Genomic DNA, 23082 nt, shown 5'->3' with positions numbered 1-23082 from the left:
CGCTCAGAGCGGGATGTTGCCGTGCTTCTTGGCCGGCAGGTTCGCGCGCTTGGTCCGCAGCGCCCGCAGCGCCTTGACGACCGACACCCGCGTCGCGGACGGCTCGATGACGCCGTCCAGCTCGCCGCGCTCGGCGGCCAGGAACGGGCTCGCCACGTTGTAGGTGTACTCGTTCGCGAGCCGGGTGCGAACGGCGGCGACGTCCTCGCCCGCCTCCTCCGCCTTCCGGATCTCGTTGCGATAGAGGATGTTGACCGCGCCCTGGCCGCCCATCACCGCGATCTCGGCGGTCGGCCAGGCGAGGTTGATGTCGGCCCCGAGCTGCTTCGAGCCCATCACGATGTACGCGCCGCCGTAGGCCTTGCGCAGGATGACGGTGACCAGCGGCACGGTCGCCTCCGCGTAGGCGTAGAGCAGCTTCGCGCCGCGGCGGATGACGCCCGTCCACTCCTGGTCGGTGCCGGGCAGGTAGCCGGGGACATCGACCAGGGTGAGGATCGGCAGCGAGAACGCGTCGCAGAAGCGGACGAAGCGCGAGGCCTTCTCGCCCGCCTCGATGTTGAGGGTGCCCGCCATCGCGCTGGGCTGGTTGGCGATGATGCCGACGGAGCGGCCCTCGACCCGGCCGAAGCCGATCACGATGTTGGGCGCGAAGAGCGGCTGCACCTCGAGGAAGTCGCCCTCGTCGACGATGTGCTCGATCACGGCGCGCATGTCGTACGGCTGGTTCGGGCTGTCGGGGATGACCGTGTCGAGGAAGCGGTCGGAGTCCGTGGTCTCGAGGTCGACCTCGGTGTCGAACACCGGCGCGGGGGAGAGGTTGTTGTCCGGGAGGAAGGACAGCAGGGTGCGCGCGTAGTCGAGCGCGTCGTTCTCGTCGCTCGCGAGGTAGTGCGAGACGCCGGAGATCTTGTTGTGGGTGAGCGCGCCGCCGAGCTCCTCCATGCCGACGTCCTCGCCGGTGACGGTCTTGATCACGTCGGGGCCGGTGACGAACATCTGGCTGGTCTTGTCGACCATGATCACGAAGTCGGTGAGGGCGGGGGAGTAGACCGCTCCACCGGCCGCCGGGCCGCAGATGATCGAGATCTGCGGGATGACGCCGCTCGCCGCGGTGTTCCGGCGGAAGATCTCGCCGTACTTGCCGAGGGCGACGACGCCCTCCTGGATCCGCGCTCCGCCGGAGTCGAGGATGCCGATGATGGGGACGCCGGTCTTCAGCGCCAGGTCCATCACCTTGATGATCTTCTCGCCCGCGACCTCGCCGAGCGAGCCGCCGAAGATCGTGAAGTCCTGCGAGTAGACGGCGACCTGTCGGCCGTGGATGGTGCCGGTGCCGGTCACGACGGCGTCGCCGTAGGGCCGCTTCTTCTCCATGCCGAAGGCGTGGGTGCGGTGGCGGACGAACTCGTCCAGCTCGACGAAGGAGCCGGGGTCGAGCAGGGTGTCGATCCGCTCGCGAGCGGTCATCTTGCCCTTGGCGTGCTGCTTCTCGATGGCGGCCTCGCCGCTCGCGGTGACCGCCTCGTGGTAGCGGGCCTTCAGATCCGCGATCTTCCCCGCGGTCGTGAAGAGATCGGGCGCGGGACGTTCGATGTTCGCGGTCACTCGCCCACCCTATCGGCGGGGCAGGACCCCTCCGTTGTCGCAGGCGCACAGGAGCCGATGCCGGCGCCAGGAGGATCCGCACAAGACGGGTCGCCCGCCCCCGGGTCTTCTCGCGGGGGCCGCGGGTAGCGTGGCCGCATGCAGCTCCCGCTCTCCCGCTCCGTGTCGCCGCAGGTCCTCTGGCTCGAGAGCGCCGGCTCGACGAACGACGAGCTCCGCGACCGCGCCGCCGCCGAGCCGGCCGCCTGGCCGCACCTCTCGGTCGTCGCGACGGACGACCAGCGGGCCGGCCGGGGCCGGCTCGGCCGGGTCTGGCAGGCCCCGCCTGGCGGACGCTCGCGGCGTCCACGCTCGTCGACGCGGCGTCGCTGCCGGCGCCGGCCGTCGGCTGGCTGCCGCTGCTCGCGGGCGCGGCCCTCGCCCGAGCGCTCTCCCCGCTGGTGGCCGGCGCCGTCGAGGTCAAGTGGCCGAACGACGTGCTGCTCGGCGGACGCAAGGCGGCGGGGATCCTCGCCGAGCGCCTCCCCGACGGTCGCGTGATCGTCGGCACCGGGATCAACCTCCTGCTGAGCGAGGAGGAGCTGCCGGTGCCCACCGCGACCTCGCTCGCCCTCGCCGGCGCGACGACGACGGGCGCCGACGCCGTGCTCGCCGCGTTCCTCACCGAGTTCTCGGCGCTGCTCGCGCCGCTGCTCGCCCTCGGCGACGCCGAGTCCGCGGGCACGGCCGCCGTCGTCCGCGCGCACTGCGGCACGCTCGGCCGCCGGGTCCGGGTCGAGCTGCCCGGCGGGTCGGTCGAGGAGGGCACCGCGGTCGCGCTCGACGCGGACGGCGCTCTCGTGCTGGAGCAGGGCGGCGCCCGGCGCTCGTTCTCGGCGGGCGACGTCACCCACCTCCGCCAGTGAGCGCCGACGACGAGCTCGCCCGGCTCACGCCGCGTGCCCGGCGCGCGTTCGGCCCGGTCGTCGGCTTCCTCCTGCTCACCTGGGCGGGCTTCTACTTCGCGGCGCAGTTCGAGCTCGAGCTGCAGCGCTGGATCATCGCGCTGGGCACGACCGTGCTCGTCCTCCTGCTCTGCGTCCCCGGCCTCGCGGGCTGGGCGAGCATCCGCTACCGGATCACCCGGCGCGGACTGCACGCCCGGCGCGGAGTCCTCTCCGTGCGCCGCGCCGAGGTGACCTTCGACCCGCGGATGGCGGTGAGCGTCTCGCGCAGCCCCGGCCAGCGCCTCGCCCGCTGCGGCGACGTGCGCCTGGAGCAGGGCGGCGCCGAGCTGTTCGTGCTGCGCGACGTGGACGACCCCGAGCTCGTCGCGGAGCTGCTGCGCGAGGCGATCGCGGCGGCGCCGCTGCCCCTGGCGCCGGACCTGCCTCCGCTCTGAGCCGTCGGTAGCATGGAGCCGCCCCGCGCCCGCGGGCGGAACCAGGAGGAGCGCCATGCGCGTCGGAGTGATCGGTGGCGGCCAGCTCGCCCGGATGATGATCCCCGCGGCGGTCGAGCTGGGCCTCGGCATCGCGGTCCTCGCCGAGACCGAGGGCGCCCCGGCGGGCCTCGCGGCGACCGTCGTCGGCGACTACCGCGACGAGGAGACGGTGCTCGCCTTCGCGCGGACCGTCGACGTCGTCACCTTCGACCACGAGCACGTGCCGCAGCCGATCCTCCGCCGCCTCGTGGCCGAGGGCGTGGCCGTGCACCCGGGCCCCGACGCCCTCCTCTACGCGCAGGACAAGCTGATGATGCGGCAGCGCCTCACCGAGCTCGGCGTCCCCGTGCCGGACTGGGCCGCGGTCTCCTCCGCCGACGAGCTGGCCGCGTTCCTCGCCGAGCACGGCGGCCGCGCGGTGGTCAAGACCGCGCGCGGCGGCTACGACGGCAAGGGCGTCCGCGTCGTCCGCGGCGCGCACGAGGCGGACGACTGGTTCGCGGCGCTCGCCGAGGGCGGCCGCGGGGGAGCGCTCCTCGTCGAGGAGCTCGTCGACTTCCGCCGCGAGCTCGCCCAGCTGGTGGCCCGCCGCCCCTCCGGCGAGAGCATCCTCTGGCCCGTCGTCGAGTCGATCCAGCGCGACGGCGTCTGCGCCGAGGTGCTCGCGCCCGCCCCCGCCTCGGCCGGCCGGCTCGCGGCCGCGGCGGCCGACATCGCCGAGACGATCGCCGAGAGCCTCGGCGTCACCGGGGTGCTCGCCGTCGAGCTGTTCGAGACGACGGACGACCGCGTCCTCGTCAACGAGCTGGCGATGCGGCCGCACAACAGCGGGCACTGGACGATGGACGGCTCCACCACCTCGCAGTTCGAGCAGCACCTGCGCGCGGTGCTCGACCTGCCGCTGGGCGCGACCGGCTGCCGCGACCCGTGGACCGTGATGGTGAACGTCCTGGGCGGGCCCGTGGGGGAGTCGCTCACCGATCGCTACCCGCTCGTGCTCGCGGCGCACCCGGCGGTCAAGGTGCACAACTACGGCAAGGAGCCGCGCCCCGGCCGCAAGGTCGGGCACGTCAACGCCACCGGGGACGAGCTCGAGACGGTCGTCTACGAGGCGCGTGCCGCGGCCGCCGTTCTCACGGACTGAGACGTACGATGGTCGCCGTGACCCGCCACATGACCTCAGCGACCCCTGCCGGATCCGCCCTGTGAGCGCCGACGCGCTCGTCAACGGGCCGTCTCCGCTCGTCGGCGTCGTCATGGGCTCCGACTCCGACTGGTCGGTGATGCAGGCCGCCTCGACGACCCTCGCCGAGTTCGGGATCGCCCACGAGGTCCGCGTGGTCTCGGCGCACCGCACTCCCCAGGCGATGATCGACTACGGTCGCGGCGCTCGGGCGCGCGGCCTCCGCGTCGTCATCGCGGGCGCCGGCGGCGCCGCGCACCTCCCCGGGATGCTGGCCGCGGTCACCTCGCTCCCGGTCGTCGGCGTGCCGGTGCCGCTCGCGCGCCTGGACGGACTCGACTCCCTGCTCTCGATCGTGCAGATGCCGGCCGGCGTCCCCGTCGCGACCGTCTCGATCGGCGGCGCCCGCAACGCCGGACTGCTCGCGGTGAAGATGCTCGCGATCGGCGACGACGCCCTCTCCGCGCGCCTCGACGCCTTCGCGGCCGACCTGGAGGCGCAGGTCGCGGCCAAGAACGAGGCCCTGGTGGCCGGCCTGTGACGGCGATGACGCTGCCGCTGCGGCACCCGGACGTCCGCTCGAGCACCTTCATGACCCGGCGCGCCTGGTGGCTGCTGATCGGCAATCTGCTGGTGCCAGGCTCGGCGCAGGTGCTCGCGGGCAACCGCAGGCTCGGCCGGCTCGGACTCGGCTTCACACTCGGGCTCTGGACGGCGCTGCTGGTCGCGGTGATCCTCTACTTCGTCTTCCCCACCGGGCTCTACACGCTCGCGACCTTCGATCTCTCGATGCTCGCGCTGCAGGCGGCGCTCGTGATCTACGGCGTCGTCTGGCTCGTGCTCACGCTCGACACGCTCCGGCTGATCCGGCTGGTGCGGGCGCGGCCGCGGATGCGCGGCGTCCTCGCCTTCGCGACGATCGCGCTGATGGCGGTGTCGGTCGGCTCGACCGCCTACGGCACCTACCTCGTCGGGGTCACCCGCGGCACGCTCTCCTCGATCTTCGGCGGCGGCGCGATCGAGCAGCCGATCGACGGGCGGTACAACATCATGCTGCTCGGCGGCGACGCGGGCGAGGACCGCGACGGCCTGCGGCCCGACAGCATCTCCGTCGTCAGCATCGACGCGTCGACCGGAGCGGCGACGACGATCGGAGTCTCGCGCGAGTTCGTCAACATCCCGTTCCCCGAGGACAGCCCGATGCACGAGCTGTACCCCGACGGCTACACGACGAAGAACTGCGCCGTCGACGTCTGCAAGCTGAACTCGATCTACACCGAGGTCGAGCTCAAGCACCCCGAGCTCTACCCGGACGCGATCGCCGAGGGCAGCGAGCCCGGCATCGAGGCGACCCGCGACGCGGTCGAGGGGATGCTCGGCCTGCCGATCCAGTACTACGCGCTGATCGACATGCAGGGCTTCGCCGAGCTGATCGACTCGCTCGGCGGCATCGACATCGACTACCAGGGCACCGAGCCGCTGCCGCTCGGCGGCCTGCCGGACTCGGACGGCGTCATGCAGGGCGTCAACCAGTGGATCGACCCCGGCCCGTGGCACTTCAACGGCGAGCAGGCGCTCGCCTACGCCCGCTCGCGCTACACGACGAGCGACTACGACCGGATGGCGCGCCAGCGCCAGGTGCAGGCGGCGCTGCTCGAGCAGTTCGAGCCCGGCAACGTCCTCTCGAAGTTCCAGGACGTCGCTGCGGCGGGCTCCCAGGTGATCAAGACCGACGTGCCGCAGGGGATGCTCGGCTACTTCGTCCAGCTCGGGCTGAAGACGAAGAGCCAGCCGCTCGGCACCGTCGAGCTGATCCCGCCGGCCGTCGACGTCGACCGCGACCCGGATTACGACGTCGTGCGCTCCCTCGTGCACGAGGGGCTGTTCCCCGACTCCGCGCAGTAGCGGCGAGGAGCCCGCTGAGCGGGCGCCCCCCTTGCTGATCGAGTGGCCCGCGGGGCGCCCCTTGCTGATCGAGTAGCCCGCGGAGCGGGCGTATCGAGATCCGCCCGCGCCAGGAGGCGGAGTCTGCAGACCCGCTGTGCTGATGACGGTGGGTCTCGATACGCCCCTGCGGGGCTACTCGAGCAGCAGAAGGGGTGCCCCTCCGGGGCTACTCGACCGGCAGGGGAGGGAGACGCCCCTGCCGGCCGCTCGCTCGGCTCAGAGGTCGGCGTGCAGTGCCCAGACGCGCTCGGCGGAGTCGCGCCAGCTGAACGCGCGGGCGCGGTCGCGGCCGGCGATCGAGAGCCGCTCGCGCAGCGCGGTGTCCGAGAGCACGCTGCTCATCGCGAGCGCGAGCCGCTCCGGGTAGTCCTTCGCGACGCCGCGCTCGACGGCGACTCCCGCGTCGGCCGCGACCTCGAGCAGCGCCGGGTCGTCCGAGTGCACGACCGGCACGCCGAAGTGCATGGCCTCGAGCACCGGCAGGCCGAAGCCCTCGGCGATGCTCGGGTAGACGAAGAGGGTCGCCCGGCTCAGCACGACCGCGAGGTCCGAGTCGCTGAGGACCCCGAGCGCGCGCACCCGGTCTTCCTCGAGCCCCTGCTCGTCGGCGACGGAGGCGATGTCGAGCTCGCCCCAGCCGGTCGGTCCCACGATGAGCAGCGGGATGCTCGGCGCGGAGGAGCCGCCGAACGCCGCGATCAGCGAGACCAGGCCCTTTCGCGGCTCGAGCGTCCCCACGCTGAGGACGTACTCGGCCGGCAGCCCGAGGGCGGCGGCGCGCTCGTCGGCGTCGTCCGGCAGGACGAGGCCCGAGCCGACGGCGCCGCCGATCACGCGGATCCGGTCGCCGAAGTCGAGCACCTGCGCGAGCTGCTGCGCGACGGCATGGGTGGGCACGACCACGGCGTCCGCGAACTTCTGCGCGCGCTTGGCCATCGCCCGGTGCCACTTCGCCCCGTGCGGGGTGAGCGTCTCGGGGTGGGTCCACGGCACCGTGTCGTGGATGGTGACCGCGATCTGCTCGCCCTCCCTGCCGTCGTGGTTGCGCAGCGGCGCGAAGAGGCTGGGGGCGTGCATCATGCCGCCGCCGGCCGGGATGCCGATGCCGTACTGCCAGGCGCGCGAGAGCTCGCGGCGGCCGAGGTGCAGGCGGTGCAGGCGCGCCAGACCGGGCAGGCGCTGCCGCAGCTCCTCGTCCTTCTCCGGCGGGTGCGCGGAGACGACGGCCTCGACCTCGCAGTCCCGCGGGGCGGTGGCGATCAGCTCGCGGGTGAGCTCCTCGGTGTAGCGGCCGATGCCACCGGGGACGCGGGCGAGCATCTGGTCGGCGACGACCCGGAGCGTCGTCGTCACGGCGTGACCGCCGCGAGCGGGGCGGCGGCGAGCGCGTCCTCCCACGAGCGCATCGGCGCGAGGCCGGCGGCGGCCCAGGCGTCGTGGCCGAGCACGGAGTAGGCGGGCCGCGGCGCGGGGCGGACGAAGGCGCCGCTGTCGGTCGGCCGGATGCGCTCCGGGTCGAGTCCCGCCTTCTCGAAGACGGCGCGGGCGAAGCCGAACCAGGTCGTCTCGCCCGCGCTGGTCCCGTGGTAGACGCCGGCCGGGGCGCCGGAGTCGACGAGCTCGATCAGGCGGTCGGCGAGGTCGCCGGTCCAGGTGGGCTGACCGCGCTGATCGTCGACGACGGTGAGGGTGGGGTGGGCGCCGGCGAGGCGGACCATCGTCTTCGCGAAGTTGCCGCCGTGCGCGCCGTAGAGCCAGGCCGTCCGGACGACGTAGCCCCGTTCGGGGTTCGCGGCGAGGACGAGCTCCTCACCCTCGGCCTTCGTCCGGCCGTACGCCGAGATCGGCCCGCGGGGGTGCGACTCGGCGTAGGGGCTGGTCGCCGAGCCGTCGAAGACGTAGTCGGTCGAGACCTGGACGATCGCGGCGCCGATCTCGGCGGTGGCGATCGCGAGGTTCTGCGCGCCGAGCGCGTTGACGCGGCGTGCCTCCTCCTCGTCGCTCTCGGCGTCGTCGACGCGGGTGTAGGCCGCGCAGTTCAGCACCGCGTCGTGCCCGGCGACGGCCGCGCGGACGGCGTCGAGATCGGTCACGTCGAGGTCGCCGCGGCCGAGCGCCGTGACGGCGCGATCGCCGAGGGAGGAGCGGAGGTCGGTGCCGAGCATGCCGGAGGCGCCCGTGAGGAGGAAGGTCACCCGCTCATTCTGCCGGAGGCCTCCGACGCGCGGCCGTCGGCGCACCGGCGCCGGGCGGGCGCCGGGGCTGTGCGGGCTCTCAGTACACTCGTGAACGTGCAGATCAGAGAGCTCGACATCCCCGACGCGTACGAGATCACTCCGCGGCAGTTCCCCGACGACCGGGGGGTGTTCTACGAGTTCTACCGCTTCGACCGCCTCGCGGAGAAGGTCGGGCATCCGCTCGCGCTGCAGCAGGGCAACACCTCGGTCTCCAAGCGCGGCACCGTCCGCGGCATCCACTTCGCGCAGATCCCGCCGTCGCAGGCGAAGTACGTCTCCTGCTTCTCCGGCGCGGTGCTCGACTACATCATCGACGTCCGCGTCGGCTCGCCGACGTTCGGCCGGTGGGACTCGGTGCTGCTCGACGACGTCGACCGCCGCTCCGTCTACCTCGCCGAGGGCCTCGCCCACGCCTTCGTGGCGCTGACGGAGGGGGCGGTCGTCTCCTACCTCGTCTCCTCCACCTACGACCCGGTGCGCGAGAAGGGGATCGACCCGCTCGACGAGCAGATCGGCCTGCGCTTCCCCGCCGAGGCGGGCGAGCCGCTGCTCTCGCCGAAGGACACCGAGGCGCCCACCCTCGCCGAGGCCGAGGCTCTGGGCATCCTGCCCACCTGGGACGAGGCGAAGGCGCTCTACGCCGGCCTGGACGGGGCGCACTCGTGAAGGGCATCATCCTCGCCGGCGGCTCCGGCTCGCGGCTCTGGCCGATCACCAAGGGCATCTCGAAGCAGCTGATGCCGATCTACGACAAGCCGATGGTCTACTACCCGCTGTCGACGCTGATGATGGCGGGGATCGACGAGGTCCTCATCATCACGACGCCGGAGTACAACGACCAGTTCCGCGCGCTGCTCGGCGACGGGTCGAGCCTCGGCATGACGCTCTCCTACGCGGTGCAGGAGTCGCCGGACGGGCTCGCGCAGGCGTTCCTGATCGGCGAGGAGTTCATCGGCGACGACTCCGTCGCGCTGGTGCTCGGCGACAACATCTTCCACGGCACCGCGCTCGGCACGGCCCTCGCGGCGAACACGGACATCGAGGGCGCGGTGATCTTCGCCTACCAGGTGGCGGATCCGCGGGCGTACGGCGTCGTCGAGTTCGACGACGCGTTCCACGCGCTGTCGATCGAGGAGAAGCCGGCGCAGCCCAAGAGCAACTACGCGGTGCCGGGACTGTACTTCTACGACAACTCCGTCGTCGGCATCGCGAAGACGATCGAGCCCTCCGCCCGCGGCGAGCTCGAGATCTCGACGGTGAACGAGCGCTACCTCGAGGCGGGCTCTCTCAACGTGCAGGTCCTCGACCGCGGGACGGCGTGGCTGGACACCGGGACGTTCGACTCGATGATCGAGGCGACCGAGTTCGTCCGCGTGATCGAGCAGCGGCAGGGCTTCAAGATCGGCTGCATCGAGGAGATCGCCTGGCGGAACGGCTGGATCGACGACGCGGCGCTCGCCGGTCTCGCGGCTCCGCTCGTCAAGAGCGGGTACGGCGCGTACCTGCAGCGGCTGCTCGAGCTCGGTCGCTGAGGGCGGCGGGTCTCGATACGCCGCTGCGCGGCTACTCGACCGGCGATGTGCCGTTGCGCGGCTGCTCGACCGGCGTGCGCATCTTGCTGATCGAGTAGCCCGCGGAGCGGGCGTATCGAGATCCACGGTCGTCGACACGCGGGGTCGCCGGCTCCGCACGCCCGGACGAGGGCGGGTCTCGATACGCCGCTGCGCGGCTGCTCGACCGGCAAGGTGCCGCTGCACGGCTGCACGACCGGCGATGTGCCGCTGGGCGGCTGCTCGACCGGCAGGGTGCCGCTGCGCGGCAGCTCGACCGGCGATGTGCCGCTGCGTCAGCGAGTCGGGCGCAGGCGCATCAGCGCGACGCGGGCGCCGAGGCCGAGGCGCACCGCCGCGCGGACGGGAGCCTGGTACCAGGCGTCGTACTTCTGCGCGAGGTAGAGGTAGGCGCTGCGGTGGTGCACCGCGAGCATCCGGGCCGAGGCCAGGCGCGTCGAGTGCCCGCCGAGATGCGACACGACCGCGTCCGCGAGGTAGACGTTCGACCAGCCGTGCTGCCCGAGGGAGTCGCCGAGCTGCACGTCCTCGAAGTACATGAAGTAGCGCTCGTCGAAGCCGCCGACCTGCTCGTACGCGGTGCGCCGCACCATCACGCAGGCGCCGGAGAGCCACCCGGCCGTCATGCTGCCGTGCTGCATCGTCTCGACCGCGCGCGAGCGGCGGTAGCGCCGCGACCACGGGTTGCCGGGCCAGACGTGCGCGAGCAGCGCGTGGCCGATGCCGGTGCCGAGCGAGGGCAGGGCGCGGGCGGAGGGGTAGATCGTGCCGTCCGAGTCGAGGATCCGCGGGCCGATCGAGCCGATCGCGGGATCGGCGACGGCCGCGGCGTGGAGCGCATCGATGGCACCGGGCAGGAACACCGTGTCCGGGTTCGTCACCAGGATCCACTCGATCTCCGGGCCGAGGCGGTCGACCGCGTAGTTCACGGCCTTGCCGTAGCCGAGGTTCTCGCCGGTCTCGTGGAAGAGCACCTCGGGTCGGCGCTCGACGACGCGGCGGACGGAGTCGTCGGTGGTCGCGTTGTCGACGACGACGACGCTCACCTCGTGCTCGGTCGCCTCGGGGATCGACTCGAGGCAGGCGCGGAGGACCTCACCCGAGAAGTGGGTGACGACGACGACCGCGATGGGCAACGTCGAGCGGGCGATGAGAGCCTCCGGGGGAGCGGCGTCGACGGGCAGGGGCACCGTCGGAAGAACTCGTCGAGGCTAGCACGCAGCCCGAGACGGCCCCGGGCGCTGAGCGGCTCGGACGGGCGCGGCTCAGCGCGCGGCCGACTCGATCTCGTCGACGACCTCGGCGAGCTCGGGGGCGACCGCCGCCGACGGGGCGCGGAACACGACGAACTTGTAGAGGCAGAAGTTCCAGACCAGGCCCACCATCACGGCGACGGCCTTCGCGACGTTGATCGCCAGGAAGGCCTTCTCTCCCGCGCTGGGCAGGAAGAGGAGGGAGGTGCCGAAGCGGGTGTCGAAGAAGACCTCGAAGCCGTAGATGATCAGCGACTGCAGCACGAGCGAGCTGAAGCCGGTGACGAGGAAGAACTGCGCGAAGGTCCGCAGCGTCGGACGCTCCGGGTGACGGAACACGAAGAAGTGGTTGAGCAGATACGAGATCGAGATGCCCACGGTGACCGACGCGACGTTCGCGACGAGGGTCGGCAGACCGACCAGCAGAGCGAGTGCGTTGAGTATGAGGAAGTCGAGGGCCGTGTTGAGCGACCCGGCGACGAGGAAGCGCACCTTCTGCGATTCGAACCAGCGCGACGACGCGAGCCGCTGCGGCAACGAGGGCCGGCGCGACGACGACCGCCGGCGCGACGACAGAGGCTGACGCGACACGAGTGCTCCTTCGATGATTCCCCGCACCCGGAGGGGCACTCGATCACACTACGGGGGGCGTCTGTGACGGACCCCCTCGACGGGCCGTGCGAATCTGAGAGTCCGGCGGCGCGAGCACCGGTCCTTCCCTGGTGGGGGGCGCCAGGCCGCTTGGGGGCGCGGAGGCCCGCTGGTATCGTTCGACTGCCTCCGCCGCGGCGGACCGTTCATGCTCCCGCCCGAATTGGATCTGATGCTCGCCCTCACCATCGTCACCCCCACGTACAACGAAGCGGACAACATCGGCGAGCTGCTCCGTCGCCTGTCCGCCGCGGCGGCGCGCGAGACGGACGTGAGGATCCGCTCGGTGATCGTCGACGACTCCTCGCCCGACGGGACCGCCGCGAAGGCCCGCGAGCTGGGCGCCCAGCTGTCGACGGACACCTTCACGGTCGAGGTGCTCGAGCGCACGGCGAAGGAGGGTCTCGGGGCCGCCTACCTCTGGGCCTTCGGCCAGGTGCTCTCGGCCGAGGAGCCGCCCGATCACATCCTGCAGATGGACGCCGACCTCTCGCACGACCCGAAGTACCTCAGCGACTTCCTGCGCGAGGTCCGGGCCGGAGCCGACCTGGTCGTCGCCTCGCGCTACATCCCGGGCGGCGGGACGCCCGACTGGACCCTCGACCGCAAGATCCTCAGCCGCGGCGGCAACCTCTACACCCGGGCGCTGCTCGGCTCCCGCCTGACCGACTGGACGGGCGGCTTCAACCTCTTCAGCCGCGAGCTGCTCGAGCGGATCCACTTCGAGACCGTCGACGCGACCGGCTACGGCTTCCAGATCGCCCTCAAGCACCGGGCGGTCAGCGCCGCGCGGCGCGCCCGCGAGATCCCGATCGTCTTCCTCGACCGCACAGAGGGGACGTCGAAGATCCCCGGCAACACCATGCTGAAGAGCATCCTCCTCGTCCTCCGCATCCGACTCGGTCGCCGCGGCCGCCGATGACGGCGGTCGTCGGGACGGCATCGAGGTTCCGATCGATCGGGGCCGACGCGGCAGGACTGCTCCTCGTGCTCGCGGGGACGGCGCTCGTCCTCGGCGCTCTGGCGGGGACGCCCTGGTGGACCTACCTCCTCTCGAACGGCGACTCGCTCGCGCTCCCGCTGCTCGTCGCGTCGGTCGAGCGCGGTGAGCCCTTCGAGTGGGTGATGACCAGCCAGCTGCTGCTCTTCCCGGAGCTGCCGCTCTACCTGGTCAGCCTCGCTCTCGCGGGCGGCTCGGTGGTCGCCGCGCTCGTCGTCAACGCCTTCGTCAACGTCGCCGTCCTGCACCTGGCGATCCGCTGGCTGGCGGGACGCGTGCTCGCCGGCCGTGCGCGGCCGTGGCGGGTCGGTGCGGCGGTGGCGTCGACCTCCGTCGTGCTCCTGCTGGCGGCCACGGAGGGGCGCGGCCTGATCAACGCCGGCGCGTTCGCGAGCGGCATCCTGCTCACCACCTACTACTCCGGCGTCGCGCTGTCGGCGGTGCTGGCGCTCGCCCTGATGGCCGAGGCGAGCGGCGGCTTCGACCCCGCCCGGCCGCCGTCCGCGCGACGCACGGCGCTCGCCCTGATCGGCGCGGCGCTCGTCTCGGCGGCGACGACGCTCTCGAACCCGCTCTTCGCCCTGCAGTTCACGGCGCCGGCCGTGGTGTCCCTGCTGGCGGTGCTGGTGCTCCGGCGCATGGCCTGGCGCAGGGTGCTGCTGATCTCCTCGGTGCTGATCGTCGGCGCCGGTGTCGGCTATGCGGCCCGGGGCGCCTTCGCGCGCTTCGTCGCCGTCGACGCCGCCACCTACCTCCACCTCGAGCGGGCGGGCGCCGCGGTCGACGGATTCCTCCTGCAGGTGCGCGACGTCGGCTCGACCCGGTTCGGCAAGGTCGAGATCCTGGTGGTGGCGCTGCTCCTGCTCGCGGCCGTGCTGACCCTCGTGGTCGCCGTGGCGACGCAGGTGCGGCCGGAGACGCCGTGGGCGGTCGCCGACTCGAGCGTCGTCCTGGCCACGTTCGTCCTGGTCGCGTCGGCGTCCCTGGTCTTCGGCCAGATCGTGACCGGCAGCCTGGTCAGCCGCTACCTGCTGCCGCTGGCGGTGTTCCCCGCGCTGATGGTGCTCCCGGCGCTGCAGGACTGGGTCCCGCGCGGGGTCCCCGGTGCCGGGCTGCTGCGCCGGCTGAGGGCGCCGCGAGTGCCGCGGCCCGCCGCCGCGATCGCGGTCGTCGTCGTCGCCGCCGGTGCCGTCGTGGTGGCGGGTGCCCCGATCCGCAGCGCAGCCGCGCAGGCCGGCGCGACTCCGGAGCGCGCCTGCCTCGAGCAGTGGCTGGGCGGGCGCGAGCTCTCGGGAGTCGGCTCGTTCTGGACCACTCGACCGCTCGAGCTCTACGCCGGCGAGGAGGTGGACGTCCAGCAGGTCAACTTCGACTTCACGCCGCAGCTCTGGATGAACAACGCGGCCTCCTACCGGTCGAAGACCTTCAGCTACGTGCTGGCCGACCGGGACCCGGACTGGTCGGTGCTCGCGCTCGGGACGCTGGGCGAGCCCGCCGCCGTCACCGCCTGCCCGACCTTCGACATCTACGACTACGCCGGGACCGAGGGGGAGGCGACGCTGAACACGATCCTCCGGCGCGGCATCGAGACGGCGCAGGCCGATCGTGGCTTCTGAGGCGCCGGCTCGACCCGCTCCTGCCGGCCGCCGCGCGCCGGGAAGGCGCGCGCTCGTCGAGCTGGGCGCGGCGCTCGCCGCCGCCGGGGCGAGCGTCCTCGCCGCCGTGATCGCGCTGGGCGTGACGCCGGAGTCGATGGCGCAGCGCTGGCAGGTCGGCGGCGGGGACCAGATCCTGCACTACCTGCTCTTCCGCAGCGCGACGCAGGCGTTCCCGTTCTCGGTGAACGGGTCGCTCGGCTTCCCGGACGGCTTCAACGCCTTCTTCACCGCGCAGTTCGACGTGTCCTCCGCGCTGGTGGCGGGGGTGCTGAGCCTGGTGATCCGCGACGGCCTGGTGCTGCTCAACGTCTTCACGCTGCTGACCTTCGCCTCGACGGCGCTGACCGGCTACGCCTTCTTCCGCTGCCTCCGCTCGCCGGTCTGGGTCGCGTCGCTCCTCGCAGCCGTTTTCAGCCTCGCCCCGTACCACTTCCTCCGGGTCGGCTACGGGCATCCGTTCCTCGCCGGCTACTGGGCGATCCCGCTCCTCGGGATCCTCGTCCTCGCCGCGGCCGGCGACCGGACCGATCCGTTCCGCGCCTGGCGAGCCCGCGGCGCCACCCGCCGCGCCCGGCTGCTGCGCGGCGCCGTGCCCGTCGTCGTGCTCCCCGCCCTGATCGCCTCGAGCAGCGGCTACTACTACGTCTTCAGCGTGCTCGTGCTCGGCGGCGTCTGGGCGCTGTGCGCACTGGCCGGCCTCGCCAGCCGGGTGCCGCTGCGCGAGATCCTCGGTCGGGCGCTGCCGCTCGCGGTGCTCGGCGCGCTCGTCGCGATCGAGGTCGTCGCGCTGGGCAGCGACTGGGGTGAGCGCTCGGCGCCCTACTTCGAGAGCCGAGGCGTGGGGGAGTCCGAGATCTTCGCGGGCAAGCTCCTCTCGCTCTTCCTGCCCTGGCAGGGCACCGAGCTGCCGAAGATCGGCGCGCTGACCAACCTGTACTCGACCGGCACCGCCGTGGCCGTCACGACCGAGCCGCCGGGGATGCCGGTGCTCGCGATCGCGGGCCTGTGCCTGCTGCTCCTGGCGCTGCCGCTGACCGGTGCCGTCGGCGGGCGGGCGCTGCGCCTCACCGCGGTCGGCCGACTCCTCTCGGACGAGCGACTGCGGGTGCTCGCGATCGCGGTGCTCTGGACCCTCGCCTTCTTCGTCATCGCGGGCTTCGGGATGGCGATCGCGGTCTTCGTCGGCCCCACGATCCGGGCCTGGTCGCGGCTGTCGATCGTGATCGTCCTGCTGGGGCTCGGCGCGGTGGCGATCGTCCTCGGCCGGATCACCCGGCGGTGGCTCCGGATCGCGGCCGCCGTCCTGATCGTGGGTGTCGCCGGCCTCGATCAGCTCGCCGGCGTCGCGCGGATGGTGCCGATCGCGCCGACCGAGGACACCGAGGTCAGCGCGCTCGTCGCCGAGGCGGACGCGGCACTGCCGGACGGCTGCGGGGTGGTGCAGCTGCCGATCAAGAGCTTCCCGGACAGCGGGGCGATCGGGAGCATGGGCGACTACGACCCCGGCCTGCCGTACCTGCGGACGGACGGCGAGGACCTCGTCTGGAGCTACGGCTCGGTCAGCGGGACGGAGGGCTACGAGGTCTTCGACGACCTCGACACGCCCGGCGAGTTCGCTGCGGCGGTCCGCGCGAGCGGGGCCTGCGCCGTGTCCGTCGACACCGCCGCCTACACCGGGCGCGAGGGCGCCTGGGAGGCCGACGTCGTCTCGGTGAGCGGTTCGCTCACTCCCACGGCGCAGTCCTCCTCCGGTCGCTGGCTGGTCTTCCCCGTCACGCGCTGACGGCGCCGCCGGTCACGATCGGAAGAGCACCCAGCGCGCGTCCGCGTCGGTGCTGGTGACGGCCGGGTCGTCCGAGTCCGCGACGGCGTCGACGAACGCGCGCCAGCCGTCGGGGTCGTCGACGTAGGCCGCGCGGTCGACGAGGACGGCGCAGGCGTCCGCCGCGGCGTACTCGCGCTGGAACGCGTCGGCGCTCGTCGCGTCGTCCCAGTCGTCCGCCGAGAAGGTGCCGCGCACCGCGCCGTAGCTGAAGCGGAGCCCGTCCGCGTCGGACGAGTAGACGTAGGGCAGCGCTTCGTCGTAGTCGCCCATGTCGCCGATGTCCCCCGTCTCCGGGAAGTCCTTCAGCGGGAGCTGGACCACACCGCAGCCGGGATCGAGCACCTCCTCGGACGCACCGACGAAGGAGCGCAGCGCCGCGTCGTCGGTCGCGGCGATCCCGACCGCCGTGCTCGCGCCGCCGACCTGGTCGATCAGCCCCACGACGGCGACCGCCGCGAGGATCGGCAGCAGCACCCGCAGTCGCGCCGCGACCGCCTCCATCGCGAGCCCCGCGACACCGAGGGCGAGGACGCTGAGGACGATGGCGAAGCGCGACCAGGCGCGGATCTCGGGGCTGACGACGTAGGCCAGGATCGTGCCGAAGCCGGTCACGACGAAGAAGAGCAGCCCGACGAGGAAGGCCTGGCTGAGCAGGCCGACCCGGGCGTCGGCCACGAGCTCGCCGAGGCGCGACCGGCGCTCCGGCGCCGGACGGCCCGCGCTGAAGAGGGTCACCAGCACGATCAGCAGCACGATGAGGAAGGCGACCGAGACGACCACCGCCGTCGCCGGGTTCTCCGACCGCGGCACCACCTCGCTGGACGCCTCGTAGCTCTTGGCCAGCGCGGCCAGCGGACCGAATCCGCTCAGCGGCGAGGGCAGGAGCAGGTTCTGGATCTTGCCGCCGTAGATCTCCGACTCCTGGGCCGAGCGGCCCTGGAAGTACTTCTCGTAGCGGTCGCCCTGATCGTCGGAGAGGACGGCGAGCTGCACCGCGATCAGGACGAGCAGCGCTCCGAGCGCGAGGGTCGGCCAGGCGAGCGTCCGCAGCGGCGCCCGCCGCACGAGCGCGGCGACCACGGCGACGGCCCAGGCGGCGCCGAGGACGATCGCGCCGAAGACGAAGTAGTAAGACTGCGTCCACGCGACCGCGATCGCCAGCACCAGCACCAGCGCAACGCGGAGGACGCGGCGCCGGCGTCGCCCGAGACCGGACGTCCAGCGCGCGAGCGGATCGGTCGCGTCCCCGCCGATGACGAGCAGGAGCACGCCGATGAGCGGGACCGACCAGTAGTTCGCCAGGAACGGGTGCCCCAGGGCGAGCTGGAAGAAGTGGTAGGGCAGGATCGCGGTCAGCACCCCGAGGACGAGCGAGGTCGGGCGGCGCAGCCGGAGCGCGCGGTAGAAGAGGTACGCGGTCGCGCCCGCGGCGGGGAAGCCGGCGAGGCTGTAGACGTTGAACAGCCAGACGCCGTCGGGCGTGAACGGGCCGACCAGGGCGACGAACACGGCCGACCACGGGTCGAACAGCGGAGCGAAGAACAGGTTCTGCGCCTCGGGGAAGCCGAGCCGATCGTTCGGGAAGAACGGCAGCACGTCGCGCGCACTCGAGAAGATCGCGTAGTGCAGCACCTGGTCGGCGCCGCCGAAGCTCCAGCGCTGCCCGAGCTGGTCCACGCCGACGCGCAGGGCGATCATGCCGAGCGCGGCGGCGAGGACGGCCGAGAGCAGGGTCAGCGCCGTGTCGACCAGGAGCGCGGGCGGGCGGCGGGAGCGTCGCGGCGCTGGTGCGGACTCCTGGGCCTGCGCGGTCTGCTCGGCCGGCGCGGTCTGCTCGGCCGAGGCGGTCTGCTCGGCCGGTGACGGTGGTGCGGCGGGCGCGTCCTCGGGACTCATCTGGGCGTACGTCCTTCGCTCGGGCACCCGGCGGGGAACGGGGGCGGTGCGGGGAGCCGGGGCGCTCCGGAACCCTATGGTAATTTCATGAGGTTCTGCGGGCAGCCCGACCCGCACCCCTGCGCTCCAGCTTCCCGAGGAGGCGATCCACGACCATGCCCCGCACTCACCTTCTCGCCGGAGGCGCCGGATTTCTCGGCTCCCACCTCGCGGCCGAGATCCTCCGCCGCGGTGACAGCGTCGTCGTCATCGACTCGCTGCTGACCGGCTCGACCCGCAATCTCGAGCCTCTGCGCGGACACGAGCACTTCACCTTCGTCCAGGACGACGCCGTGAACGCCCTCGCCGTGCCCGGTCGCTTCGACGTGGTGCTGCATTTCGCGTCACCGGCCTCACCGCCGCGCTATCTGGCGCATCCGATCGAGACCCTGCACGCGGGATCCCGCGTGACGGAGGCCCTGCTCGAGGTCGCCAAGCGCGACGATGCCCGCTTCGTGGTCTCCTCGACCTCCGAGGTCTACGGCGACCCGCACGTGCACCCGCAGCACGAGGAGTACTGGGGCAACGTCAATCCGAACGGGCCGCGCAGCGTCTACGACGAGGCGAAGCGCTACGCGGAGGCGATCACGTTCGCGTACCGCCGCTACTTCGCGGTCGACACCGGGGTGATCCGGATCTTCAACACCTACGGCCCGAACATGGACATCGACGACGGCCGTGCCGTCCCGGCGTTCGTGAAGGCCGCCCTCGCCGGAGCGCCGATCCCGATGCACGGCGACGGCACCCAGACCCGCTCGCTGCTCTACGTCGACGACCTCGTCGACGGGATCCTGCGGATGGCCGACTCGCGGGATTCCGGGCCGATCAACCTCGGCTCGGTCGACGAGCTGGAACTGGGCGAGATCGCCCGCCGGATCGTCGCGATCATCGGCAGCGACTCGCAGATCCAGTACGAGCCGCGCCCGGTCGACGACCCGGAGCGGCGCAAGCCCGACATCACCAAGGCGCGCGAGATCCTCGGCTGGGAGCCCACCGTCTCCCTCGAGGACGGACTGGCGAAGACCATCGCCTGGTTCGAGTCCACCGTCGTCCCCGCGCCGTAGCCCGATCAGCGCCGTCGTTCCCCGGCCGCCGTCCAGAGAGACCCTCCGCCCCGTGAAGCTTTCCATCCTGATGCCCGTGTACAACGAGCAGGCGACCCTGCAGAAGGCCGTCGATCGCGTCCTCGCGATCCGGTTCCAGGAGGGCGTCGAGATCGAGTTCGTGATCGTGAACGACGGCAGCCGGGACCGCACGAAGCAGATCCTGGACGCGCTCGACGATCCGCGCATCCGCGTCTTCCACCAGAGCGTGAACCAGGGCAAGGGGGCGGCCATCAGCCGTGCGGTCCAGGAGGCGACCGGCGACTACGTGATCATCTGCGACGCCGACGAGGAGTACCGTCCCAGCGAGATCCCGACGCTGCTGCAGCCCGTCCTGGACGGCGAGGCGCAGCTGGTCTACGGCAACCGCACCTTCGGCAGCCACACGTCGTTCTCCTACTGGTACGTGATCGGGAACAAGGGCGTGAACCTCGTCACGAACATCCTCTTCAACGCCTACGTCTCCGACGTGGAGACCTGCTTCAAGCTGATGCCGCTGAGCCTCTACCGCTCGCTGGAGATCAAGGAGAAGGGCTTCGGGATGGAGGCGGAGGTCACCGCGAAGCTCCTGGCCCGCGGCTACCGCCCCTACGAGGTCGGCATCAGCTATAAGGCCCGCACGCGCGAGGAGGGGAAGAAGATCACCGTCAAGGACGGCTTCGAGGCGCTCTGGATCCTGCTCAAGATCCGGGTGCGCGAGGGCTCGCGCACCCGCCCGCCGCAGCCGACGGAGGTCTGAGCCGATGGCCAGGGGACCGATCGCGCTCGCGAAGACGCTCTACAGCGGTCTGATCTCCTACGTGCTGAAGTTCGGCGTCGTCGGCGTCCTCGGCCTGATCGTCGACGTCACGATCTTCAACCTGCTGCGCGTCGGCGGGCTCGGCGGCGAGCACTTCCTCTCCGGCCCGATCGGCGCGAAGGTCGTCGCGGTCGCCGCCGCGACGGTGGTCACCTGGTTCGGGAACCGCTACTGGACCTTCCGCGAGCACCGCCGCGCGAACTATCTGCTCGAGCTCGCCGAGTTCAGCGTCGTCGCCGTCGCCGGCATGCTCGTGAACCTGCTCCCGCTCTACATCTCGCACTACGTCCTGGGCTTCGACAACCTCGTCGCGGACAACATCTCCGCCAACGTCATCGGCCTGCTGCTCGCGACCGCGTTCCGGTTCGTGCTCTACCGCTACTGGGTCTTCGGCCACCACCGCTCGGGCGGCGTCGTCGCCCACCGCGAGGCCGAGCAGGCCGCCGCCGCCCTGTTCGAGGACGACCAGGCCGCCGCTCAGGACACCGGCCGCACCCCGCGCCTGCGCTGACGCCCGTTCAGCGGAGCGCGAGCTCGAGGAGCAGCCGTGCGGTGCGGTCCCAGCCCGGCACCTGCCGCGCGGGGATCCGCCGCGGACTGCGGAGGGCCGCCTCGATCGCGACGACCCAGGCCTCCTCGTCCGCGGGCGGGAGGAAGACGGCGTCCTCCTCCCGGCCGGCCAGCGCGTCGCGCAGCCCCGGGATGTCGGCGGCGAGCACCGGGGTGCCGCAGGCGACAGCCTCGAGCGCGGGCAGGCCGAAGCCCTCGTGCCAGGACGGCATCGCGACCGCGTCGGCGCCGCTGAGCAGGGCGGGCAGATCCTCGTCCGGCACGTAGCCGGAGGCGAAGCGCACCGCCGCACCGAGGGCGACCGCTCGCGCGACGGCCGCGTGCACCTCGGCGTTGTCCCAGCCGTCACCGCCGACCAGGAGCAGAGTGTGGCCGGTCGGCCGCTCGGCTCGGGCGTAGGCGTCGACCAGCGTGACCAGGTTCTTGCGTCTCTCGATCGAGCCGACGAAGAGCAGATAGCGGCCGAGCGACTGACCCGCACGGACCCGCTCGATCTCCGCGGCGCTCCGCGGGCGGAAGATCTCGGCGTCGATGGTGGTCGGCAGCACGCGCACCCGGTCGGCGTCGACGCCGAGCGAGGAGGTGATCTCCCGGGCGGACGACGGCGTGCCGGTCAGCACGACGTCGGTGCGGGCGAGCCAGCGCGGGACCTCGCGGCCGAGCAGCTCGCGGCGCTCGCGCGGGACGAGCTCGGGCAGCACCGCGAAGCAGACGTCGTGCACGAAGGTCATCGACCGCGAGCGGGCCAGCGGCCAGTTGCGGAAGTTGGGGAAGAAGTAGGCGCCCCTCCCGAGGAGGAGGTCGATGCCGGGCGCGGGGAGCCGCGTCAGGGCGCTCCAGAGCCGGCGGGGGAGTCGCACCGGGCGCACCCGCAGAGTGCGGAAGCGGAAGCGCTCGAGCGCGCGGGCCTCGCTCGCCGGCAGCACGAGGAGCACCTCGGCGCGCGCGGCGACCTCGTCGGTGTCCAGCGCTCGGAGGATGCCCAGCAGCACCCGGCCCACCCCGGTCAGCCGCGGGGCGGCCAGCGCGGTCGCGTCGACCAGCAGCCGGCCGCGCGCGGCGCTCACGGCCGGCTGACGCGGACTTCGGAGTCGATGTCGACGACGCCGTCGTGCACGGAGGAGCGCTCGACCGTGAAGGTCGCCGCGACCGGCGTCCGCATCGTCTCGCCCTGCGAGAACGTCGCGGCGGAGGCGTGCACGGCGTAGTTGCCGCCGCCGAGGTGGAGATCGGGCAGGGTGAAGGTGACGGTCATCTCGCCGTCGACGCTCGAGAGCGGGGTGCCGATCCGCTCCGTGTTGGTGCCGAAGACGCGCTGGCCGAGCGGGGTGTCGATGCCCATCCCGATGTTCCAGTCGTCCACCGGCCGGCTGGTGCGCACGGTGACGTCGAACTCCAGGGTCTCGCCACTGCGGACGACCGTGCCGCCGTGCTCGATCGATCCGCCGCGCAGCGCGCAGCCGAGGATCTCGATCAGCAGCGGAGCGGGCTCGTCCACGGCCTCGGCCGCGGCCGCCTCGCGCTCCTGGCGGGCCTGACGCCGGTCCTCGAAGCTCTCGCGGAGCACCTGGAGGCCCTCGGAGGTCTCGCCGTCGAACACCACGTTGCCCTTCTCGAGCACGATGGTGCGGTCGCAGAGCTCGCCGACCTGCTCGAGCGAGTGGGTGACCAGGACGATGGTCTTCCCGGCGCGCTGGAACGCGCGGATGCGGTCCATGCACTTGCGCTGGAACGGCTCGTCGCCGACCGCCAGCACCTCGTCGACCAGCAGGAGGTCGGGGTCGGTGTGGATCGCGATCGCGAAGGCGAGCCGGACGTACATGCCCGAGGAGTAGAACTTCACCTGGGTGTCGATGAACTCCGCGATCTCGGAGAACTCGACGATGGAGTCGAACTTGCCGTCGAGCTCGGCCCGGGACAGACCCAGGATCGCGCCGTTGAGGTAGACGTTCTCGCGGCCGGTGAGGTCGGGGTGGAAGCCGGCGCCGAGCTCGAGGAGCGCCGCGAGGCGCCCGCGGCGCTCGACCGTCCCGGTGGTCGGCTGGACGATGCCGCCGATGAGCTTGAGCAGCGTGCTCTTGCCGGAGCCGTTCGCGCCGATGAGGCCCACGGTCGAGCCGAGCGGGATCTCGAGGTCGACGTCGCGCAGCGCCCAGAACTCGTCCCGGTGCTTGCGGCCGCGGCCGAAGTTGACGACGCGCTCCTTGAACGACTTGTCCTTGCGGATCACGAAGCGCTTGGAGGCGCCGCGGACGCGGACGACGGTGGGGCTGCCGGTGGCGCCCGAGGCCGCCTCCGGCTTGCTGGTGAGGGTCACGA

At 72.3% G+C, this 23082-nt stretch carries 21 protein-coding genes; 13 read left to right on the top strand and 8 right to left on the bottom strand.

Features of this window, described 5'->3' with window-relative positions; translation table 11 throughout:
- Nucleotides 1-3: 3 nt before the first annotated feature.
- Nucleotides 4-1608 carry an acyl-CoA carboxylase subunit beta gene (locus GSU72_RS13710; RefSeq protein WP_244255823.1) on the bottom strand — a complete coding sequence of 535 codons (1605 nt, stop codon included), beginning with the start codon at nucleotides 1606-1608 and terminating at the stop codon, nucleotides 4-6.
- Nucleotides 1609-2048: 440 nt separating this feature from the next.
- On the opposite strand from GSU72_RS13710, the gene GSU72_RS21630 reads away from it, so the two are divergent.
- The 5 genes from GSU72_RS21630 (at nucleotide 2049) to GSU72_RS13685 (ending at nucleotide 6119) form a co-directional block, all read left to right on the top strand.
- A complete protein-coding gene (locus GSU72_RS21630; protein WP_244255822.1) occupies nucleotides 2049-2513 on the top strand; it encodes a hypothetical protein in 465 nt (154 codons plus the stop codon).
- Nucleotides 2510-2989, top strand: a complete 480-nt coding sequence (locus GSU72_RS13700; RefSeq protein WP_159985562.1) for a PH domain-containing protein — start codon at nucleotides 2510-2512, stop codon at nucleotides 2987-2989. Before GSU72_RS21630 ends, GSU72_RS13700 begins: the two co-directional genes overlap by 4 nt.
- A gap of 55 nt (nucleotides 2990-3044) precedes the next feature.
- Nucleotides 3045-4175 carry a 5-(carboxyamino)imidazole ribonucleotide synthase gene (locus tag GSU72_RS13695; RefSeq protein WP_159985561.1) on the top strand — a complete coding sequence of 377 codons (1131 nt, stop codon included), beginning with the start codon at nucleotides 3045-3047 and terminating at the stop codon, nucleotides 4173-4175.
- A 112-nt stretch (nucleotides 4176-4287) separates the two neighbouring features.
- The gene (purE, locus tag GSU72_RS13690) at nucleotides 4288-4755 is read left to right on the top strand and encodes a 5-(carboxyamino)imidazole ribonucleotide mutase (RefSeq protein WP_159986835.1); all 468 of its coding nucleotides are present in this window, start codon (nucleotides 4288-4290) and stop codon (nucleotides 4753-4755) included.
- 5 nt (nucleotides 4756-4760) lie between these two features.
- Complete coding sequence (locus GSU72_RS13685) at nucleotides 4761-6119, top strand: LCP family protein (protein WP_159985560.1); 1359 nt, start codon at nucleotides 4761-4763, stop codon at nucleotides 6117-6119.
- A gap of 258 nt (nucleotides 6120-6377) precedes the next feature.
- On the opposite strand, the gene GSU72_RS13680 is transcribed toward GSU72_RS13685, so the two are convergent.
- Nucleotides 6378-7514 (bottom strand): glycosyltransferase family 1 protein, encoded by a 1137-nt coding sequence (locus GSU72_RS13680; RefSeq protein WP_244255820.1) that lies wholly within the window; start codon nucleotides 7512-7514, stop codon nucleotides 6378-6380.
- Complete coding sequence (gene rfbD, locus GSU72_RS13675) at nucleotides 7511-8356, bottom strand: dTDP-4-dehydrorhamnose reductase (protein ID WP_159985559.1); 846 nt, start codon at nucleotides 8354-8356, stop codon at nucleotides 7511-7513. Before rfbD ends, GSU72_RS13680 begins: the two co-directional genes overlap by 4 nt.
- A 96-nt stretch (nucleotides 8357-8452) precedes the next feature.
- On the opposite strand from rfbD, the gene GSU72_RS13670 reads away from it, so the two are divergent.
- Together GSU72_RS13670 and rfbA are read left to right on the top strand one after the other, a co-directional pair.
- A complete protein-coding gene (locus tag GSU72_RS13670) occupies nucleotides 8453-9064 on the top strand; it encodes a dTDP-4-dehydrorhamnose 3,5-epimerase family protein (RefSeq protein ID WP_159985558.1) in 612 nt (203 codons plus the stop codon).
- A complete protein-coding gene (gene rfbA, locus GSU72_RS13665; protein ID WP_159985557.1) occupies nucleotides 9061-9930 on the top strand; it encodes a glucose-1-phosphate thymidylyltransferase RfbA in 870 nt (289 codons plus the stop codon). The genes GSU72_RS13670 and rfbA overlap by 4 nt, the downstream gene beginning before the upstream one ends.
- 314 nt (nucleotides 9931-10244) lie before the next feature.
- Here the strand turns inward: rfbA and GSU72_RS13660 are convergent, their stop codons facing one another.
- Together GSU72_RS13660 and GSU72_RS13655 are read right to left on the bottom strand one after the other, a co-directional pair.
- On the bottom strand, nucleotides 10245-11159 hold the full coding sequence (locus tag GSU72_RS13660; protein ID WP_244255819.1) for a glycosyltransferase family 2 protein: 915 nt from the start codon (nucleotides 11157-11159) through the stop codon (nucleotides 10245-10247).
- 75 nt (nucleotides 11160-11234) lie between these two features.
- Entirely contained in the window at nucleotides 11235-11813 is a 579-nt protein-coding gene (locus GSU72_RS13655) for a GtrA family protein (RefSeq protein WP_244255818.1), read from the bottom strand.
- Nucleotides 11814-12021: 208 nt separating this feature from the next.
- Between GSU72_RS13655 and GSU72_RS13650 the strand changes: the two genes are divergently transcribed.
- The 3 genes from GSU72_RS13650 (at nucleotide 12022) to GSU72_RS13640 (ending at nucleotide 16314) form a co-directional block, all read left to right on the top strand.
- Complete coding sequence (locus GSU72_RS13650; RefSeq protein ID WP_244255817.1) at nucleotides 12022-12795, top strand: polyprenol monophosphomannose synthase; 774 nt, start codon at nucleotides 12022-12024, stop codon at nucleotides 12793-12795.
- 65 nt (nucleotides 12796-12860) lie between these two features.
- Entirely contained in the window at nucleotides 12861-14489 is a 1629-nt protein-coding gene (locus tag GSU72_RS13645) for a hypothetical protein (protein ID WP_159985555.1), read from the top strand.
- Complete coding sequence (locus tag GSU72_RS13640; protein ID WP_159985554.1) at nucleotides 14479-16314, top strand: DUF6541 family protein; 1836 nt, start codon at nucleotides 14479-14481, stop codon at nucleotides 16312-16314. The genes GSU72_RS13645 and GSU72_RS13640 overlap by 11 nt, the downstream gene beginning before the upstream one ends.
- A 12-nt stretch (nucleotides 16315-16326) precedes the next feature.
- On the opposite strand, the gene GSU72_RS13635 is transcribed toward GSU72_RS13640, so the two are convergent.
- Nucleotides 16327-18252, bottom strand: a complete 1926-nt coding sequence (locus GSU72_RS13635; protein ID WP_159985553.1) for a hypothetical protein — start codon at nucleotides 18250-18252, stop codon at nucleotides 16327-16329.
- A gap of 155 nt (nucleotides 18253-18407) precedes the next feature.
- Here GSU72_RS13635 and GSU72_RS13630 point away from each other — a divergent pair, with 155 nt between their 5' ends.
- From GSU72_RS13630 to GSU72_RS13620, 3 genes are read left to right on the top strand one after another with little or no spacing between them, the layout of a single operon-like run.
- A complete protein-coding gene (locus tag GSU72_RS13630; RefSeq protein WP_159985552.1) occupies nucleotides 18408-19355 on the top strand; it encodes an NAD-dependent epimerase/dehydratase family protein in 948 nt (315 codons plus the stop codon).
- A gap of 52 nt (nucleotides 19356-19407) precedes the next feature.
- On the top strand, nucleotides 19408-20133 hold the full coding sequence (locus GSU72_RS13625) for a glycosyltransferase family 2 protein (RefSeq protein WP_159985551.1): 726 nt from the start codon (nucleotides 19408-19410) through the stop codon (nucleotides 20131-20133).
- A gap of 4 nt (nucleotides 20134-20137) precedes the next feature.
- Entirely contained in the window at nucleotides 20138-20704 is a 567-nt protein-coding gene (locus tag GSU72_RS13620; protein ID WP_159985550.1) for a GtrA family protein, read from the top strand.
- Between the two features lie 7 nt (nucleotides 20705-20711).
- Here GSU72_RS13620 and GSU72_RS13615 read toward each other — a convergent pair whose 3' ends face one another.
- The gene (locus tag GSU72_RS13615; protein ID WP_159985549.1) at nucleotides 20712-21830 is read right to left on the bottom strand and encodes a glycosyltransferase family 1 protein; all 1119 of its coding nucleotides are present in this window, start codon (nucleotides 21828-21830) and stop codon (nucleotides 20712-20714) included.
- Nucleotides 21827-23080 (bottom strand): ABC transporter ATP-binding protein, encoded by a 1254-nt coding sequence (locus GSU72_RS13610; RefSeq protein ID WP_159985548.1) that lies wholly within the window; start codon nucleotides 23078-23080, stop codon nucleotides 21827-21829. The genes GSU72_RS13615 and GSU72_RS13610 overlap by 4 nt, the downstream gene beginning before the upstream one ends.
- Nucleotides 23081-23082 lie beyond the last annotated feature (2 nt).

The organism is Rathayibacter sp. VKM Ac-2760 (assembly GCF_009834185.1).
Taxonomy (GTDB): domain Bacteria; phylum Actinomycetota; class Actinomycetes; order Actinomycetales; family Microbacteriaceae; genus Rathayibacter.
The sequence above is the reverse complement of the archived record's forward strand: the minus strand, read 5'-3'. Positions and strand labels throughout refer to the sequence as shown.

Coding starts and splice junctions, on each gene's coding strand:
- GSU72_RS13695 (WP_159985561.1), top strand. CDS start 3,045: ATGCGCGTCGGAGTGATCGGTGGCGGCCAGCTCGCCCGGATGATGATC.
- purE (WP_159986835.1), top strand. CDS start 4,288: ATGGGCTCCGACTCCGACTGGTCGGTGATGCAGGCCGCCTCGACGACC.
- GSU72_RS13685 (WP_159985560.1), top strand. CDS start 4,761: ATGACGCTGCCGCTGCGGCACCCGGACGTCCGCTCGAGCACCTTCATG.
- GSU72_RS13650 (WP_244255817.1), top strand. CDS start 12,022: ATGCTCCCGCCCGAATTGGATCTGATGCTCGCCCTCACCATCGTCACC.
- GSU72_RS13635 (WP_159985553.1), bottom strand. CDS start 18,252: ATGAGTCCCGAGGACGCGCCCGCCGCACCACCGTCACCGGCCGAGCAG.
- GSU72_RS13630 (WP_159985552.1), top strand. CDS start 18,408: ATGCCCCGCACTCACCTTCTCGCCGGAGGCGCCGGATTTCTCGGCTCC.
- GSU72_RS13620 (WP_159985550.1), top strand. CDS start 20,138: ATGGCCAGGGGACCGATCGCGCTCGCGAAGACGCTCTACAGCGGTCTG.